17 protein-coding genes are annotated in these 15,146 nt (G+C 58.9%); 5 read left to right on the forward strand and 12 right to left on the reverse strand.

Annotation, left to right across the window (positions count from 1 at the left end):
* The first annotated feature begins 4 nt into the window (after window positions 1–4).
* Window positions 5–1,423: a glutamate synthase small subunit gene (locus SANT_RS18780; protein WP_025423783.1), complete on the forward strand. Its 1,419-nt coding sequence runs from the start codon at window positions 5–7 to the stop codon at window positions 1,421–1,423.
* Window positions 1,424–1,597: 174 nt separating this feature from the next.
* Here the strand turns inward: SANT_RS18780 and sspB are convergent, their stop codons facing one another.
* The 5 genes from sspB to zapE form a co-directional block, all read right to left on the reverse strand.
* Window positions 1,598–2,098, reverse strand: a complete 501-nt coding sequence (gene sspB, locus SANT_RS18785; protein WP_025423784.1) for a ClpXP protease specificity-enhancing factor — start codon at window positions 2,096–2,098, stop codon at window positions 1,598–1,600.
* Window positions 2,099–2,102: 4 nt separating this feature from the next.
* Window positions 2,103–2,744 (reverse strand): stringent starvation protein SspA, encoded by a 642-nt coding sequence (gene sspA / locus SANT_RS18790; protein WP_025423785.1) that lies wholly within the window; start codon window positions 2,742–2,744, stop codon window positions 2,103–2,105.
* Between the two features lie 321 nt (window positions 2,745–3,065).
* Window positions 3,066–3,458 (reverse strand): 30S ribosomal protein S9, encoded by a 393-nt coding sequence (gene rpsI, locus SANT_RS18795; protein ID WP_011410081.1) that lies wholly within the window; start codon window positions 3,456–3,458, stop codon window positions 3,066–3,068.
* 15 nt (window positions 3,459–3,473) lie between these two features.
* Window positions 3,474–3,902: a 50S ribosomal protein L13 gene (rplM, locus tag SANT_RS18800; protein ID WP_011410080.1), complete on the reverse strand. Its 429-nt coding sequence runs from the start codon at window positions 3,900–3,902 to the stop codon at window positions 3,474–3,476.
* Between the two features lie 212 nt (window positions 3,903–4,114).
* Window positions 4,115–5,254 carry a cell division protein ZapE gene (gene zapE / locus SANT_RS18805; protein WP_025423786.1) on the reverse strand — a complete coding sequence of 380 codons (1,140 nt, stop codon included), beginning with the start codon at window positions 5,252–5,254 and terminating at the stop codon, window positions 4,115–4,117.
* 210 nt (window positions 5,255–5,464) lie between these two features.
* Here zapE and zapG point away from each other — a divergent pair, with 210 nt between their 5' ends.
* The 3 genes from zapG (at window position 5,465) to degS (ending at window position 8,537) form a co-directional block, all read left to right on the forward strand.
* A complete protein-coding gene (gene zapG / locus SANT_RS18810; protein ID WP_025243955.1) occupies window positions 5,465–5,869 on the forward strand; it encodes a Z-ring associated protein ZapG in 405 nt (134 codons plus the stop codon).
* 146 nt (window positions 5,870–6,015) lie between these two features.
* Complete coding sequence (degQ, locus tag SANT_RS18815) at window positions 6,016–7,386, forward strand: serine endoprotease DegQ (protein WP_025423787.1); 1,371 nt, start codon at window positions 6,016–6,018, stop codon at window positions 7,384–7,386.
* A gap of 86 nt (window positions 7,387–7,472) precedes the next feature.
* Entirely contained in the window at window positions 7,473–8,537 is a 1,065-nt protein-coding gene (degS, locus tag SANT_RS18820) for an outer membrane-stress sensor serine endopeptidase DegS (protein ID WP_025423788.1), read from the forward strand.
* A 210-nt stretch (window positions 8,538–8,747) separates the two neighbouring features.
* On the opposite strand, the gene murA is transcribed toward degS, so the two are convergent.
* The 7 genes from murA to mlaF all read right to left on the reverse strand — a co-directional run bounded on the left by murA (window position 8,748) and on the right by mlaF (window position 13,910).
* The gene (gene murA, locus SANT_RS18825; protein WP_025423789.1) at window positions 8,748–10,007 is read right to left on the reverse strand and encodes a UDP-N-acetylglucosamine 1-carboxyvinyltransferase; all 1,260 of its coding nucleotides are present in this window, start codon (window positions 10,005–10,007) and stop codon (window positions 8,748–8,750) included.
* A gap of 51 nt (window positions 10,008–10,058) precedes the next feature.
* Window positions 10,059–10,313 (reverse strand): BolA family iron metabolism protein IbaG, encoded by a 255-nt coding sequence (ibaG, locus tag SANT_RS18830; protein ID WP_025423790.1) that lies wholly within the window; start codon window positions 10,311–10,313, stop codon window positions 10,059–10,061.
* A gap of 294 nt (window positions 10,314–10,607) precedes the next feature.
* A complete protein-coding gene (gene mlaB / locus SANT_RS18835) occupies window positions 10,608–10,916 on the reverse strand; it encodes a lipid asymmetry maintenance protein MlaB (protein WP_025423791.1) in 309 nt (102 codons plus the stop codon).
* Entirely contained in the window at window positions 10,909–11,544 is a 636-nt protein-coding gene (mlaC, locus tag SANT_RS18840; RefSeq protein ID WP_025423792.1) for a phospholipid-binding protein MlaC, read from the reverse strand. The genes mlaB and mlaC overlap by 8 nt, the downstream gene beginning before the upstream one ends.
* Window positions 11,545–11,699: 155 nt before the next feature.
* Window positions 11,700–12,305 (reverse strand): outer membrane lipid asymmetry maintenance protein MlaD, encoded by a 606-nt coding sequence (gene mlaD / locus SANT_RS18845; protein WP_025423793.1) that lies wholly within the window; start codon window positions 12,303–12,305, stop codon window positions 11,700–11,702.
* Window positions 12,306–12,309: 4 nt separating this feature from the next.
* Entirely contained in the window at window positions 12,310–13,092 is a 783-nt protein-coding gene (gene mlaE, locus SANT_RS18850) for a lipid asymmetry maintenance ABC transporter permease subunit MlaE (protein ID WP_025423794.1), read from the reverse strand.
* Between the two features lie 8 nt (window positions 13,093–13,100).
* A complete protein-coding gene (mlaF, locus tag SANT_RS18855; RefSeq protein WP_025423795.1) occupies window positions 13,101–13,910 on the reverse strand; it encodes a phospholipid ABC transporter ATP-binding protein MlaF in 810 nt (269 codons plus the stop codon).
* Between the two features lie 248 nt (window positions 13,911–14,158).
* On the opposite strand from mlaF, the gene SANT_RS18860 reads away from it, so the two are divergent.
* Window positions 14,159–15,115 carry a calcium/sodium antiporter gene (locus tag SANT_RS18860; RefSeq protein ID WP_038668803.1) on the forward strand — a complete coding sequence of 319 codons (957 nt, stop codon included), beginning with the start codon at window positions 14,159–14,161 and terminating at the stop codon, window positions 15,113–15,115.
* The last annotated feature ends 31 nt before the right edge of the window (window positions 15,116–15,146 follow it).

The raw sequence follows: 15,146 nt of genomic DNA on the forward strand, positions 1-15,146 counted from the left end.
AATGATGAGTCAAAATGTCTATCAATTTATCGACCTGCAGCGTGTGGATCCGCCGAAAAAGCCGCTGAAGGTGCGTAAAATTGAATTTGTGGAAATCTACGAGCCGTTCTCCGACTCGCAGTCCAAAGCGCAGGCGGACCGTTGTCTCTCCTGCGGCAACCCTTACTGTGAATGGAAATGTCCGGTCCACAACTACATTCCCAACTGGCTGAAGCTTGCCAACGAGGGACGCATTATCGAAGCGGCTGAACTTTCGCACCAGACCAACAGTCTGCCGGAAGTGTGCGGGCGCGTCTGCCCGCAGGACCGGTTGTGCGAGGGCTCCTGTACGCTCAACGACGAGTTCGGCGCGGTCACTATCGGCAATATTGAACGCTATATTAACGACAAAGCCATTGAAATGGGCTGGAAACCCAGCGTTGCCAACGTGGTTCCCACCGGCAAACGGGTGGCGATTGTCGGCGCCGGCCCCGCGGGGCTGGCCTGCGCTGACGTGCTGGCGCGCAACGGCGTACAGGCGGTGGTGTTTGACCGTCATCCTGAAATCGGCGGTTTGCTGACTTTCGGCATCCCCGCCTTTAAGCTGGAAAAAGAGGTGATGATAAAGCGCCGCGAAATCTTCAGCGACATGGGCATTGAGTTCCGATTGAATACCGAAATCGGTAAAGATGTGCAGCTGAGCGATCTGCTCGGCGAATACGATGCGGTGTTCCTGGGCGTCGGCACCTATCAATCGATGCGCGGCGGTTTGGACAATGAAGATGCGCCGGGCGTGTATGACGCGTTGCCGTTTCTGGTCGCCAATACCCGTGAACTGATGGGCTTCGGCAACCCCGCCGAAGCGCCCTATGTCAACATGAGCGGCAAACGCGTGGTCGTGCTGGGCGGTGGCGATACCGCCATGGACTGTGTCCGGACCTCCATTCGCCACGGCGCCAGCCGGGTTGTCTGCGCCTATCGCCGCGACGAGGAAAACATGCCCGGCTCGCGCCGTGAGGTAAAAAACTCGCGCGAGGAAGGGGTGGAGTTCATGTTCAATCTGCAGCCGGTAAGTATCGAAGTGGACGCCGAGGGCCGGACCTGCGGCGTGAAGATGGTCCGTACCGCCATGGGCGCGCCGGATGCCCACGGACGCCGCCGCGCGGAAATCGTTGCCGGCTCTGAGCATATTCTTGATGCCGATGCGGTGGTCGTCGCCTTCGGCTTCCGTCCGCACCACATGAGCTGGCTGGCCGGTTTCAGCGTTGAACTGGACAACCAAGGCCGGATCTTGGCGCCGGAACACGGCGCGGCCGCCTTCCAGACCAGCAATCCGAAGATCTTCGCCGGCGGCGATGCGGTACGCGGCTCCGATCTGGTGGTCACCGCCATTGCTGAAGGGCGTAAAGCGGCCGAAGGCATCATGGATTATCTGGAAGTGTAAGCGCTTCCATCCACGCTAGGGCCAAAAACACACGCCGTCCCGCCGCAGTGCCGGGACGGCGTTTTATTGTGCGGTTTGGAACCGGCGTGTTTCTGTTAAAGGCGGGAAGCGGCGGCGGGATCAGGCCGCAAATCAGCGGCCTGGGGCGGGCAGCGCCGCAACGTCGTCGGGCAATTACTTCACCACGCGCAATGAAGGTCGGCCACCGCCGCGCGGCGGCGTGGGCGGCTCGTCTTCCGGATTATCGGCCTGCGCGTTGTCGGGCCGATCGCCGTCGATAACCGACATGACGGTTTCCGTGGTCGGGTCTTCAGCGCTATCGTCGTCGGCCAGCGCCAGCTGCTCGTAGGCCACCTCGGGCTCAAACATCGTGCCGGCGCCGTTTTCACGGGCGTAAATCGCCAGCACGGCCGCCATCGGCACTACCACCTGCCGCGGAACCCCGCTAAAGCGGGCGTTGAATTGCACTTCATCATTGCCCAGCGCCAGATTCGCCACCGCGCGCGGCGCGATATTGAGCACGATTTGCCCGTCGCGGGCAAATTCCATCGGCACCATCACGCCATCCACGTTGACATCCACCACGAGATGCGGCGTCAGCTGATTATCAAGCAACCATTCGTAAAACGCCCGCAGCAGGTAAGGCCGGCGCGGCGAAAGCTGAGTCACCTCCATCCCTCTACCCCCGGGTCTGTAGGCGCATTTCGCGCTCGGCTTCGGTCAGCGAGGCCAGGAAGGCATCGCGTTCAAATACGCGCGTCATGTACCCTTTCAGCTCTTTGGCGCCCGCGCCGGCCAGTTCAATGCCCAACTGCGGCAAACGCCACAGCAGCGGCGCCAGGTAGCAATCCACCAGGCTGAACTCTTCGCTCATGAAAAACGGCGCTTCGTTGAACACCGGCGCCACCGCCAGCAGCTCCTCGCGCAGTTGCCGGCGCGCGTTATCCGCCTCGCTGCCGCTGCTTTGCTCGATTTTGCGCATCAGCGTGTACCAATCGTTTTCGATGCGGTGCATCATCAGGCGGCTGGTGCCGCGCGCTACAGGATACACCGGCATCAGCGGCGGATGAGGGAACCGTTCATCCAGGTATTCCATGATAATGCGTGACTCGTAAAGCGTCAGTTCGCGATCGACCAGCGTCGGCACGGTGCGGTAGGGGTTAAGGTCAATCAGGTCCTGCGGCAGATTATCCATCTCAACCTGCTCAATTTCGACACTTACCCCTTTTTCCGCCAGCACGATGCGCACTTGATGGCTGAAAATGTCGGTCGTGCCGGAAAACAGCGTCATCACCGAACGTTTGTTGGCAGCGACAGCCATGAAAACCTCCAAGTTTATTGAGAAAATACCGCGAATAACCCTAACCCAGGGTTATTTTCCTGATTTGTCCGCCGTTGACCCGTAGCCACTTTGCCCGCTGCAACCGGAGCCGGAAAGCTTGCAGCCGGTTGACAAAACGCCAGCCAAGTAAACAGGCATATAAGCGTTGGCTAGTTTATCAGATTTTGCCTGTTTTGTGGGGCACGATATGGCAAATCAGCGTGAATAACTGGCTGCGGTTGATATTCCAGGCGGGTCAGGACGCAATAAATAAAAAAGCCCGGACGGGTCGGGCTTTTTGTGGCAGTGAATACTGCGAAATTAACGTTTGGAGAACTGCGGACGACGGCGTGCTTTACGCAGACCGACTTTCTTACGTTCAACCTGACGGGCGTCACGGGTAACAAAACCGGCTTTGCGCAGATCGGCGCGCAGCGTTTCGTCATATTCCATCAGCGCACGGGTGATACCGTGGCGAATGGCGCCTGCCTGACCGGAGATGCCGCCACCTTTAACGGTGATGTACAGATCCAGTTTGCCCACCATGTCGACCAGCTCCAGCGGTTGGCGAACGACCATGCGGGCGGTTTCGCGACCGAAGTACTGATCCAGACTACGCTGGTTAATAACGATGTTGCCGCTGCCCGCCTTAACGAAGACGCGAGCGGAAGAGCTTTTGCGGCGACCAGTGCCGTAATATTGATTTTCAGCCATTGCCTATAATCCCGATTAAATGTCCAGAACTTGCGGTTGCTGTGCCGCGTGGTTGTGCTCGGTACCGGCGTAAACTTTCAGTTTACGGAACATAGCACGACCCAGCGGGCCTTTTGGCAGCATGCCTTTAACCGCGATTTCAATCACACGCTCAGGGCGGCGGGCAATCATCTCTTCAAAGGTCGCTTGTTTGATACCACCGACGTGACCGGTGTAGTGATAGTAGATCTTATCGTTACGCTTGTTGCCGGTAACGGCCACTTTGTCAGCGTTCAGAACAATGAGATAATCACCGGTATCCACATGCGGCGTATATTCCGCTTTATGCTTGCCGCGCAGACGACGAGCCAGTTCGGTAGCAAGACGGCCAAGGGTTTTCCCTTCGGCGTCGACAACATACCAGTCACGTTTGACCGTTTCCGGCTTTGCTGTAAAAGTTTTCATTAAAAGCTTACCCAATTTAAGTTACACGTTGGTGAACACCCAAACGCTTCAATGAACAGTTATGAGGCTCACACGGCTTTCAGTCCAGCAAACCTACCCCTTCGAGTAGCCGTTGCTGGCGCGATTGAAGTTTTGGGAAAAAACCTCAATGTAACGTGGGGTCGCAAGATTATAGAGAAGTCATCCGCAAAGATCGACCCTTTTTTACGTCATCAGGGCTGATGCGCCAACCGGAGATACTCCTCGCTCTGCATTTCCTGCAAACGCGACAAGCAGCGCTGGTACTCGAAGCGCAGCAGCTGCCCCTGATAGAGCGCGGCCATCGGCACGCTGGCGGCGACCACCAGCTTGACGTGGCGCTCGTAGAACTCATCCACCAGCGCCAAAAATCGGCGGGCGGTATTTTCCTCGTCGCTGCTCATCGGCCGCACATTGTGCAGCAGGACGCTATGAAAGCGCTCGGAGAGCACAATATAGTCGTTTTGACTGCGCGCGCCGCCGCACAGCTCGGCGAAATCCAGCGCCACCACCCCGTCGGTCACGCCCAGGGTCGGCAGCGGCCGATGATTGATTTCCAGCGCCGGGGCGTCGCCCTCAAGCGCGAGATGTTTCCCCGCCAGGGCGCTGAACATCCGCGCCATCGCCCGGTCCGTCTCGCCGCCGAGGGGGGTGAGCCACAAATTGGCCTGCGTCAAGGTGCGCAGCCGGTAATCGATGCCGGCATCGACATTCATCACTTCGCAATGGCGTTTGATAAGTTCTATGGCCGGCAGGAAACGCGCGCGCTGTAACCCGTTGCGGTAAAGATCGTCCGGCGGAATATTGGAGGTGGCCACAAGCGTAATGCCGCGGGCAAACAGCGCCTGCATTAGGGTACCCAGCAGCATCGCGTCGGTAATATCGGTGACGAAGAATTCATCAAAGCAGAGCACGTCGGTCTCGGTTTTGAAGCCGTCGGCGATGATCTCCAGCGGATCCTGGTGGCCCTGGAGACGGGTCATCTCCTCATGCACCCGCAGCATAAAGCGGTGGAAATGCAGCCGCAGTTTACGCTCGCCGGGCAGGCTGCGATAAAATAAATCCATCAGCCAGGTCTTGCCTCTGCCTACTCCGCCCCACATATATAAACCCTGGACCGGCTCGTCCGTTGCGCGCTCACCCTTGCCACGCCATTTTTTGCCCAGCAGGCGTAACAGGCCCGAGGGGGCGCTGGCGGCGGTGTGTTGCGCCGCGCCCAACTGCTGGTGGATCCGGTCCAGGCGGGCAATGGCGGCGGCCTGGACGTCATCGGGCTGGTATTCCCCTTGCGCCAGCATCTGCTGATAAAGGGACAACGGCGAGGTGGCTTGCATGTGGCTGACGTTCCCTGAATGAAAATGAAAGGTAAAAAAGCGCGTGCCGCACATCCTAAACAGCGGCGCGGTCGAACACAATAGCCCCGCGTCCCGGCCGGTAACCCGTCGTCACACTCTCCGGTTCCACTGATGGCGCGTTACCGGTTATAGTGAAGCTAACTGTGTATTAAACCCTGCGGGACAACGAAGTCAAAAATAGGAGTCATTATGACCTGGGAATATGCGCTGATTGGGTTGGTGGTGGGCATTATCATCGGTGCGGTCGCCATGCGGTTCGGTAATCGTAAACTGCGTCAGCAGCAAACGCTTCAGCACGAGCTGGAGAAGAGTAAAGCCGAGCTGGACGAGTATCGCGAAGAGCTGACCAGCCATTTCGCCCGCAGCGCCGAATTGTTGGACAATATGGCCGACGATTACCGTCAGCTGTATCAGCATATGGCCAAAAGCTCCAATAGCCTGCTGCCGGACCAGCGCCGCGAAGATAACCCGTTCCGCTATCGCCTGACCGAAGCGGAAGCGGACAACGATCAAATCCCGGCGGAAATGCAGCCGCGGGATTACCCGGAAAGCGCCAGCGGCTTGCTGCGCACCACGCGCGGTTTGCGCAAATAGCGCCGCCAGCCCGCGTTTTGCCGGCGTCGACGCGCGCCCCGGCTGAACTTTTCCGTGCCCGGCAGGGTCATAATGGCGATTATGCTACCGTCACCGGGTGCCTGAACCAGGGTATCTGATACGAAAACGAGCGAGTTAACGTTACAATGAAAACAACACCTCTATTCAGCGCATTGGCGCTCAGTATCGGGCTGAGCCTACTCCCTTTTTCGGCGCCCCGGGCGGCGCTGCCGGCCGAAGTGGCGGGGCAGTCCATGCCCAGCCTGGCGCCGATGCTGACCAAAGTCCTGCCGGCGGTGGTAAGCGTCCATGTGGAAGGCTCCCAGCCCGTCCGGCGTCCCACGCTGCCCAAGGAATTTAAATACTTCTTCGGTCCCGACGCCCCGGGCGGCAACGGCGGAACGCGTCCGTTTGAAGGGCTGGGGTCAGGGGTCATCATCAACGCCGCGAAGGGTTATGTGATCACCAACAATCATGTGGTCAACGGCGCGGACAAAATCAAAGTGCAGCTCAATGACGGTCGCGAATTCGACGCTAAGCTGGTAGGGCACGACGAGCAGACCGATCTGGCGCTGCTGCAGTTGCCCTCGCCGAAAAACCTCAGCGAGGTGACCATGGCCGACTCCGACGCCCTTAAGGTCGGCGATTTCGCGGTCGCGGTGGGTAACCCGTTCGGCCTCGGCCAGACCGCCACGTCCGGTATCGTATCCGCCCTGGGCCGCAGCGGCCTGAATTTGGAGGGCCTGGAGAACTTCATTCAGACCGATGCCTCCATCAACCGCGGCAATTCCGGCGGCGCGCTGGTTAACCTCAACGGTGAGCTTATCGGCATCAACACCGCCATTCTGGCGCCGGGGGGCGGCAATATCGGCATCGGTTTCGCCATCCCCAGCAACATCGTCAAAAACCTGAGTCAGCAACTGATTGAATTTGGCGAAGTCAAACGCGGCCAGTTGGGCATTAAGGGCACCGAGCTGACCGCCGATATCGCCAAAGCCTTTAACATCGACGCCCAGCGCGGCGCGTTCGTCAGCGAAGTGTTGCCGAATTCCGCCGCGGCCAAGGCCGGTATCAAAGCCGGCGATATCATCGTCTCGGTGGAAAACAAGCCGATTCAGAGTTTCGCCGAACTGCGGGTGAAAGTCGGCACGACCGCCCCCGGTAAAACCGTCAAACTCGGCCTGCTGCGCAACGGCAAGCCGCAAACGGCGTCGGTGGTCCTGGATGACAGCGCGTCCGCCACCACCAGCGAAGAGATCCTTACTCCGGCGCTGCAGGGGGCTTCTCTGAGCAATGGTCAGTTGAAAGACGGCACCAAGGGCGTTCAGGTAGAGGATGTGGTGAAAGATTCCCCCGCCGCCGCGATCGGCCTGCAGAAAGGCGATGTGATCGTGGGCCTGAACCGCGAACGGGTACAAAGCCTGGCACAACTGCGCAAAGTGTTGGAAGCCAAACCGGCGGTCATGGCGCTCAATATCGTGCGCGGCGACGCGAGTATTTTCCTGTTACTGCGCTAAGGGATTAAAAAAACGGACGCCGGCGCTGCGGTGTCCGTTTAACTCATGTTATCCTGCCGCTATTTTCCACTACCCCTGCGAGTCCCATGCTCCTCAAGTTGCTACGTGCCGTCATTATCGGTTTCATTGTCGCAGCCCTATTGCTGGCGCTGGTGCCCACGCTTCGCTCCACCACCGGCCAGTTGCTGCATCGTGCCGATAATAGCGATAGCGAGGAGCCCGTCAGTTATAATCAGGGGGTGCGCCGCGCCGCGCCGGCGGTGGTCTACGTGTATAACCGCAGCATGAACAGTAGCGCCCATAACCAGTTGGAAATCCGCACGCTGGGCTCCGGCGTCATTATGAACCAGAAAGGCTACCTGCTGACCAACAAACATGTCATCAACGACGCCGAGCAAATTATCGTCGCGCTGCAGGACGGGCGGGTGTACGAGGCGCTGCTGGTCGGTTCGGATAGTCTGACCGATCTGGCGGTGTTGAAAATCGACGCCAACAACCTGCCGGTGATCCCGATCAATCCCAGCCGCCAGCCCCATATCGGCGATGTGGTGATGGCGATTGGCAATCCCTACAATCTGGGGCAGACGATTACCCAAGGCATTATTAGCGCCACCGGCCGCATCGGTTTGAGCCCGTCCGGGCGGCAGAATTTCCTGCAAACCGACGCCTCCATTAACCACGGCAATTCCGGCGGCGCGCTGATCAACACGCTTGGCGAGCTGGTGGGCATCAATACTTTATCATTTGATAAGAGCAATAACGGCGAAACGCCGGAAGGTATCGGTTTCGCCATTCCAACCGCGCTGGCCACCAAGGTGATGAACAAGCTGATCCGCGATGGTCGGGTGATCCGCGGCTATATCGGTATCGGCGGCCGTGAAGTAGCGCCGATGCACAACGGCGGCGGCCTCGATCGCATTCAAGGCATCATCGTCAACGAAGTGACGCCGGGCGGCCCGGCGGCGCAGGCCGGTATTCAGGTGGAAGATGTGATCCTGAGCGTCAACCATAAGCCAGCCATTTCCGCGATCGAAACGATGGATCAGGTGGCGGAAATTCGTCCCGGATCGCGTATTCCGGTCGAGATCTTGCGCAACGGCAAAAAATTGACTGTCGAGGTCACCATTCAGGAATATCCCGCCTCAAACTAAAGCGTCGTGCGCGCCCCGCCATGACGCGCTAGCCGCCGCAGAGGCGAGCCAGGCCGCAGGGGCGACGCCAACGAGCGGCAGGCCGCACGCCCTGATGCTAGTTTGGCGCGCCGTACAGCAAGGCGCCAGGCCGCAGAGGCGACGCCGGCGAGCAATACGCCAATCACTCAAAGCGCGCCGGTGTGCACTGCGGCCGGGCGCGGCGGTTGACTACTCGCCGCTGATCCGTTCGATATTGGCACCCATACGCCGCAGCTTTTCCTCGATACAATCATAACCGCGATCGATATGATAAATACGATCCACCACCGTCACCCCCTCGGCAATACAGCCGGCCAGTACCAGGCTGGCGGAAGCGCGCAGATCGGTCGCCATGACCTGTGCGCCCGACAGCGTCTCGACGCCGTGGCAGATCACGGTGTTGCTTTCGATTTCCGCATGCGCGCCCATCCGAATCAGTTCGGGAACGTGCATGAAACGGTTTTCAAAAATGGTTTCGGTAATCACCCCCGTGCCGTCGGCCACCAAATTCAGCAAACTGAACTGCGCCTGCATATCGGTGGGGAAGCCGGGATGGGGGGCGGTGCGCACCGTCACCGCTTTCGGACGCTGGCCGTGCATATCCAGACTGATCCAGTCGTCGCCGACGGCAATATCCGCGCCCGCTTCTCGCAATTTGGCCAGTACGGCATCCAGCGTATCGGGACGCGTGGCGTGGCAGACCACGCGACCGCGGGATATAGCCGCCGCGACCAGGAAGGTGCCGGTTTCGATGCGATCGGGCAGTACGCGATAGACGCCGCCGCCGAGGCGCTTCACCCCTTCGACGGTAATTTTATCGGTACCGGCGCCGCTGATTTTCGCACCCAGCGTGATAAGGAAATTGGCGGTATCGACAATCTCCGGCTCGCGTGCGGCGTTTTCAATAATGGTGGTGCCGGTCGCCAACGTCGCGGCGCTCATGATCGTGACCGTGGCGCCGACGCTGACTTTATCCATGACGATATGCGCCCCGCGCAGACGGCCGTCTACGGAGGCTTTGACGTAACCCTCTTCCAGCTTAATGGTGGCGCCCAGCTGCTCCAGGCCGCTGATATGCAGATCCACGGGACGCGCGCCGATGGCGCAGCCGCCCGGCAAGGATACCTGCCCCTGGCCGAAACGCGCCACCAGCGGCCCCAGCGCCCAAATCGACGCGCGCATGGTTTTCACCAGCTCATAGGGCGCGCAATAAACGTTAACGCCGCTGGCGTCCACATGCACCGAACCATTGCGTTCAACTCTGGCGCCGAGCTGGCCCAGCAGTTTCATGGTGGTGTCGATATCTTTCAGCTTGGGGACGTTTTGGATCTCAACCGGCTCTTCCGCCAGCAACGCGGCGAATAAAATCGGTAACGCGGCATTTTTGGCCCCCGAAATGGTGACCTCGCCGCTTAACCGGGTAGGACCCTGGACACGAAATTTATCCATTACGACTGCTCTCTATTTAACGGGAAGACTGTTGCCCGCCAGGGTCAACATTTAAAAACCGTTCAGCTTGCGATCGCGCTGCCACTCTTCGGGGGTGTAGGCTTTGATCGATAAGGCGTGGATGCGGTTGTCTGAAATATATTCCATCAGCGGCGCATAAATCGTCTGCTGTTTTTTCACCCGGCTCATGCCGGCGAACTGGGCGCTGACCGCAATAACCTGAAAATGGCTACCGTCGCCGCTTACGTGGGCTTCGTCCAGCTTCAAGGCGTCCATCAGCACCGCTTTGATTTCACTCGTTTCCATATAACGTCTTACTTTGCAGGGTCGGGAATCAGACCGCTATCTTAGAGGAAACCGCCGCGCTCGGGAACAGGCAATAAGATTAACCGCGATTCTTTACGTCGCGCAGCCAGGGGCCAGGCGCCGGTTCCCCACCTCAGCAGGCGGGGCGCCAGCGGCTACTGCACCAAGACGCTGCCCGCAGCGTGGGAGACGTCGACAACGTCAAAACAAGTTAATGATTACGTCAGGCGGGGGTTTAGCGGGTTTCGCGACAGCATCTTCCGGCGGCGTGGGAAGCACCGCCGGGATGATAGATTAGACGCTCGCGGACGGCGCACAGGGCAGGATCGCCTGCAGCTTGTATAAAGCGATCAAGGTGCGCAGCCGATCGGTGACGCCGGTGAGCGCGAGCGTCGCGCCCCGCTGCTGCTGCTGATGATAAAAATGCAGCATCAGCGCCACGCCGGCGGAATCGACACGTTTTAGGCCGGATACATCCAGGAAACGGATGCCGTCAAGCAACCCCTGGCGCTGCTGCCAAAGCGTCGGCAGCGTGTCGCGATCCAGCTCGCCCCGTAGGATTAACGTTTGCCCCTGCGCGTGCCAGCTTAGCTCATCAGCCATTGCGTTGCTTATCCAGGGTAATGGGCTGACCGGCGGCGGCCTGCAATTGCTGGGTCAGCCCGTCAATGCCCTTGGTGCGCAGCGTGGAGGCCCACTCGTTTTGCTTGGTGGTAATCATACTGACCCCTTCGGCAATCATGTCGTAGGCCTGCCAGTTGCCGGAGACGCTATTTTTACGCCACTGAAAATCAAGACGTACCGGCGGCCGGCCGCCCTGATCGATAATCGTGACGCGTATAGCCACAATCGTTGCATCACCCAGCGGTTTCTCCGGCGCGATTTGATAGGTTTGATTGCTATAAAGCGCCAGCGCTTGGCCGTAAGCCTGCTCCAGATAGGCCTGGAAGGCTTTAAAATAGGCGTCGCGCTGCGCCGGCGTGGCTTCGCGATAATAGCGCCCCAGCACCAGCGCGCCGGCGTATTTCACCTGCACATAGGGGAGCAGCTCTTCACGCACCACGGTGCGCAGATAGTTGGGGTCCTGGTGGATTTTGCCCTGTTCATTCTTTAAGCGGGTAAAGGTTTTGCTCGCCGCATCGTTCATCAAATGATAAGGGTTGGTCTGATCGGCAGCCTGTGTCAGCGGCGCAATCACCAGCAGCGCCACCATTAATAAACGTTTAAACATGCATTTCTCCTGTTGAGGTTACCCCGCTGCCGCCGCCCTCAAGCGGTGCGGCGACGGGACAACCGGTCGGCGACGCTAACGAGAGAACCGCGTCGCCCGGTATCGATCATAAGTCGGCGGCCGGCGGCAAAGCCTTTGCGGCCGCGGACATCACCTTATTGCCCGGCCGCGGTGCCGTTACTCTGGGCCGCGCCGGCACCGTTTGCGTTCTCGGCGCCGCCGCTCTGGCCTGCATCCGAGCCGTTTGCCTTCTCGGCGCCGCCGCTCTGGGCCGCGCCGGCGCTACTATTGTCACCGCCGCTTTTATACAAGAACTGGCCAATCAGGTCCTCCAGCACGATGGCGGATTTGGTATCCTGGATCACGCCGCCGTCTTTTAGAATAGACGTCCCCATTTCCGGATCCTCGAAACCGATATTCAGCGCCAGGTATTGTTCCCCCAGCAGCCCCGAGGTGCGAATCGCAAGGGAACTGGTATCCGGTATATGATTATAGGTCTGTTCAATGTCCATGGTGACCTTCGGCGTATACGTTTGCGGATCGAGGGTGATATCCGCGACCCGGCCGATAACTACCCCGCCAACCCTCACCGGCGAGCGCACTTTGAGTCCGCCGATATTATCGAAAGACGCGCTGATCCGATAGGTTGCGGCATTGCTCACCGAACGGATATCCGCGACCTTGAGACAAAGAAACACGATGGCGCAGAGGGCGATAATCATAAACGCGCCGACCCAGATTTCACTTTTTTTGGTTTGCATTCACTCAGTTCCCAAACATCAGTGCCGTCAGCACAAAATCCAATCCCAATACCGCCAACGAGGCGTGAACCACCGTGCGGGTCGTTGCGCGGCTGATACCCTCGGAGGTCGGGATCGCGTCGTAACCATTGAACAGCGCAATCCAAGTGACGGTGATAGCGAAAACCACACTCTTGATTACACAGTTGACCAAATCTTGCCGCCAGTCCACGGCGCCTTGCATCGCGGACCAGAAGAACCCGCTGTCGATACCTTTCCATTCCACGCCGACCACGGCGCCGCCCCAGATGCCGACCGCGACGAAAATCGCCGTGAGCAGCGGCATACTAATCACGCCGGCCCAAAAGCGCGGCGCCACCACTCGGCGCAGCGGATCCACCGCCATCATCTCCAGACTGGAAAGCTGCTCGGTGGCCTTCATCAACCCTATCTCGGCGGTAAGCGCCGATCCCGCCCGGCCGGCGAACAACAGCGCGGTCACCACCGGTCCCAGCTCGCGCAGCAGCGACAGCGCGACCAGCATGCCCAGACTGGATTCCGCGCTGTAGGTCGTGAGAATAATGTAGCCCTGCAGCCCCAGCACCATACCGATGAACAGGCCCGAGACCATAATAATCACCAGCGATAATACGCCGACGCCGTAAAGTTGTTTCACCAGCAGCGGCCATTGTTCGCGCAGGGCCGGTTTGCCTATCAGCGCATTGAACAGCATGACACCGGCCCGGCCGAAACCGTGGCAAATACTGATCCCCCGGCGCCCGAAGGACGCTATAGCTTCTAATACCATGACTGAGGTTAACTCCCTGCGCCCAATAGCTGGGTCTGATAATCTTCGGCGGGAACGTTAAAGGGCACTGGCCCGTCGGCGATGCCGTCGAGAAATTGTCTCACCCGGGGATCCTGGTTGTCACGCAGACTGGCCGGGGTGCCTTCCGCCACGACGTGCTGCTCGGCGACGATATAGGCGTAATCGGCGATGCTCAACACCTCCGGCACGTCGTGGGACACGACGATGCAGGTGACGCCGAGCGCGTGATTCAGCTCGTCGATAAGCTTGACCAGCACCCCCATGGTAATCGGATCCTGTCCTACGAACGGTTCATCGAACATAATCAGCTCAGGATCCAATGCAATAGCGCGCGCCAGCGCCGCACGGCGCGCCATACCGCCGGAAAGTTCGGCAGGCATCAACGCGGCCGCCCCCCGCAAACCCACCGCCTCAAGCTTCATCAGCACCGTGCTGCGCAGCACCGGCTCCGGCAAACGGGTATGGCGCCGCAGCGGAAACGCCACATTCTCAAAAACGTTGATATCGGTAAACAGCGCACCGGATTGAAACAGCATGCTGATTTTTTTACGTACCTCATAGAGGCGCCGGCGCGACAGCGTGGGAATATTATCGCCATCCACCCAAATTTCACCGCTGTCCGGCGGCAGCTGCCCGCCGATGAGGCGCAGCAGGGTGGTTTTACCGATGCCCGACGGCCCCATGATCGCGGTGACTTTGCCGCGCGGAAACTGCATGCTGATATCATCGAAAATAACGCGATCGCCCCGACGAAAGCTTAATCCGCGAATCTCGACCAGGTTATCGCTCTGGTTCATAGTTTACTGCCCTTTTCTTCCCGCACCCACGGTCTGCAGTGATGATAGTAAAGCAAGCTGACCATTTCATCGAACTTTTCTCGCCCCATCAGGCCCATCAATGCGGATAACTTTATCGCCGCGTTTTACTTTTATCCGTCAGGCGGTCAAAATTAATGCCAGTTTGCGTTTATTGTCCGCCTTTCGTCTCCCTTTTAAGGCTATGATGCGCCAACGGAACAGGTTTTTGCTCAAGCCAAGGATTTATCATGCTTTTTGCCACGTCATTATTAATTATTGGCCTCATTCTATTGGTTTATGGCGCGGACAGATTGGTCTATAGTGCGGCCGTATTGAGCCGCTCGCTCGGCGTTGCGCCCTGGCTTATCGGCTGTACCATCGTCGCTTTCGGCACTTCGCTGCCCGAATTACTGGTGTCGGTGACCGCCGCGCTGAATAATCAAATCGATATGGCGGTGGGCAATATCCTGGGCTCCAACATTATCAATATCATGCTGATTGTCGGCGGCGCGGCGCTTATCCGGCCGGTGACCTTCCGCTCCGACATCGTGCGGCGCGAGCTGCCGCTACTGCTGTTGATTACGCTATTGTGCGGCCTGCTGCTGGCGGACCACAGCCTGGGCAGGCTTGATGGCGTCTTGCTGTTGGCGGCGGCGGCGGGTTACCTGCTGATTATCGTCACCATCTCCCGGCTTGCGCTGCGCGAAGGCAGCGACACGCTAACCCGTGAACAGCTGGCGGAGCTGCCGCAGGATAGCAATAATACCGTGGCGGTCCTGTGGCTGGTGCTGGCGTTTATTATTATGCCCATTTCGGCGCGCATGGTGATTGATAACGCCAGCGTCCTGGCGCGTTATTTTGGCTTGAGCGATTTGCTAGTCGGCCTGACGGTACTGGCGATCGGGACCAGCCTGCCGGAGCTGGCGACGCTTGTGGCCGGGGCACTCAAGGGAGAAAATGATATTGCCTTGGGGAATGTTATTGGCTCCAATATCTTCAATAGTGTTATTGTGCTGGGCGTTCCCGCGCTGCTCTCTCCCGGCCCGTTCAATCCCGACGCCTTTGCCCGCGATTATTGGGTCATGCTGGCGGCGAGCATTATCCTCGCCGCCCTATGCCTGCGCAAACGGCGCCGGATTAATCGCCTGTCGGGGGCTTTGCTGGTTTGCGGGTTCATCGCCTATCTCGCGGTGCTGTTGATCTAGTTTCCCGCACCGCGAATAATCAGGATACGTT

This window comes from Sodalis praecaptivus (assembly GCF_000517425.1).
Lineage (GTDB): Bacteria > Pseudomonadota > Gammaproteobacteria > Enterobacterales > Enterobacteriaceae > Sodalis_A > Sodalis_A praecaptivus.

What these genes read in the sequence shown, in the direction of transcription:
- sspB (WP_025423784.1), bottom strand. Translation starts at nt 2,098, where the DNA reads ATGGAGGTGACTCAGCTTTCGCCGCGCCGGCCTTACCTGCTGCGGGCG.
- mlaB (WP_025423791.1), bottom strand. Translation starts at nt 10,916, where the DNA reads ATGGCTGATGAGCTAAGCTGGCACGCGCAGGGGCAAACGTTAATCCTA.
- degS (WP_025423788.1), top strand. Translation starts at nt 7,473, where the DNA reads ATGCTCCTCAAGTTGCTACGTGCCGTCATTATCGGTTTCATTGTCGCA.
- mlaC (WP_025423792.1), bottom strand. Translation starts at nt 11,544, where the DNA reads ATGTTTAAACGTTTATTAATGGTGGCGCTGCTGGTGATTGCGCCGCTG.
- degQ (WP_025423787.1), top strand. Translation starts at nt 6,016, where the DNA reads ATGAAAACAACACCTCTATTCAGCGCATTGGCGCTCAGTATCGGGCTG.
- ibaG (WP_025423790.1), bottom strand. Translation starts at nt 10,313, where the DNA reads ATGGAAACGAGTGAAATCAAAGCGGTGCTGATGGACGCCTTGAAGCTG.
- zapE (WP_025423786.1), bottom strand. Translation starts at nt 5,254, where the DNA reads ATGCAAGCCACCTCGCCGTTGTCCCTTTATCAGCAGATGCTGGCGCAA.
- zapG (WP_025243955.1), top strand. Translation starts at nt 5,465, where the DNA reads ATGACCTGGGAATATGCGCTGATTGGGTTGGTGGTGGGCATTATCATC.
- rpsI (WP_011410081.1), bottom strand. Translation starts at nt 3,458, where the DNA reads ATGGCTGAAAATCAATATTACGGCACTGGTCGCCGCAAAAGCTCTTCC.
- mlaE (WP_025423794.1), bottom strand. Translation starts at nt 13,092, where the DNA reads ATGGTATTAGAAGCTATAGCGTCCTTCGGGCGCCGGGGGATCAGTATT.
- sspA (WP_025423785.1), bottom strand. Translation starts at nt 2,744, where the DNA reads ATGGCTGTCGCTGCCAACAAACGTTCGGTGATGACGCTGTTTTCCGGC.
- mlaF (WP_025423795.1), bottom strand. Translation starts at nt 13,910, where the DNA reads ATGAACCAGAGCGATAACCTGGTCGAGATTCGCGGATTAAGCTTTCGT.
- murA (WP_025423789.1), bottom strand. Translation starts at nt 10,007, where the DNA reads ATGGATAAATTTCGTGTCCAGGGTCCTACCCGGTTAAGCGGCGAGGTC.
- SANT_RS18780 (WP_025423783.1), top strand. Translation starts at nt 5, where the DNA reads ATGAGTCAAAATGTCTATCAATTTATCGACCTGCAGCGTGTGGATCCG.
- rplM (WP_011410080.1), bottom strand. Translation starts at nt 3,902, where the DNA reads ATGAAAACTTTTACAGCAAAGCCGGAAACGGTCAAACGTGACTGGTAT.
- SANT_RS18860 (WP_038668803.1), top strand. Translation starts at nt 14,159, where the DNA reads ATGCTTTTTGCCACGTCATTATTAATTATTGGCCTCATTCTATTGGTT.
- mlaD (WP_025423793.1), bottom strand. Translation starts at nt 12,305, where the DNA reads ATGCAAACCAAAAAAAGTGAAATCTGGGTCGGCGCGTTTATGATTATC.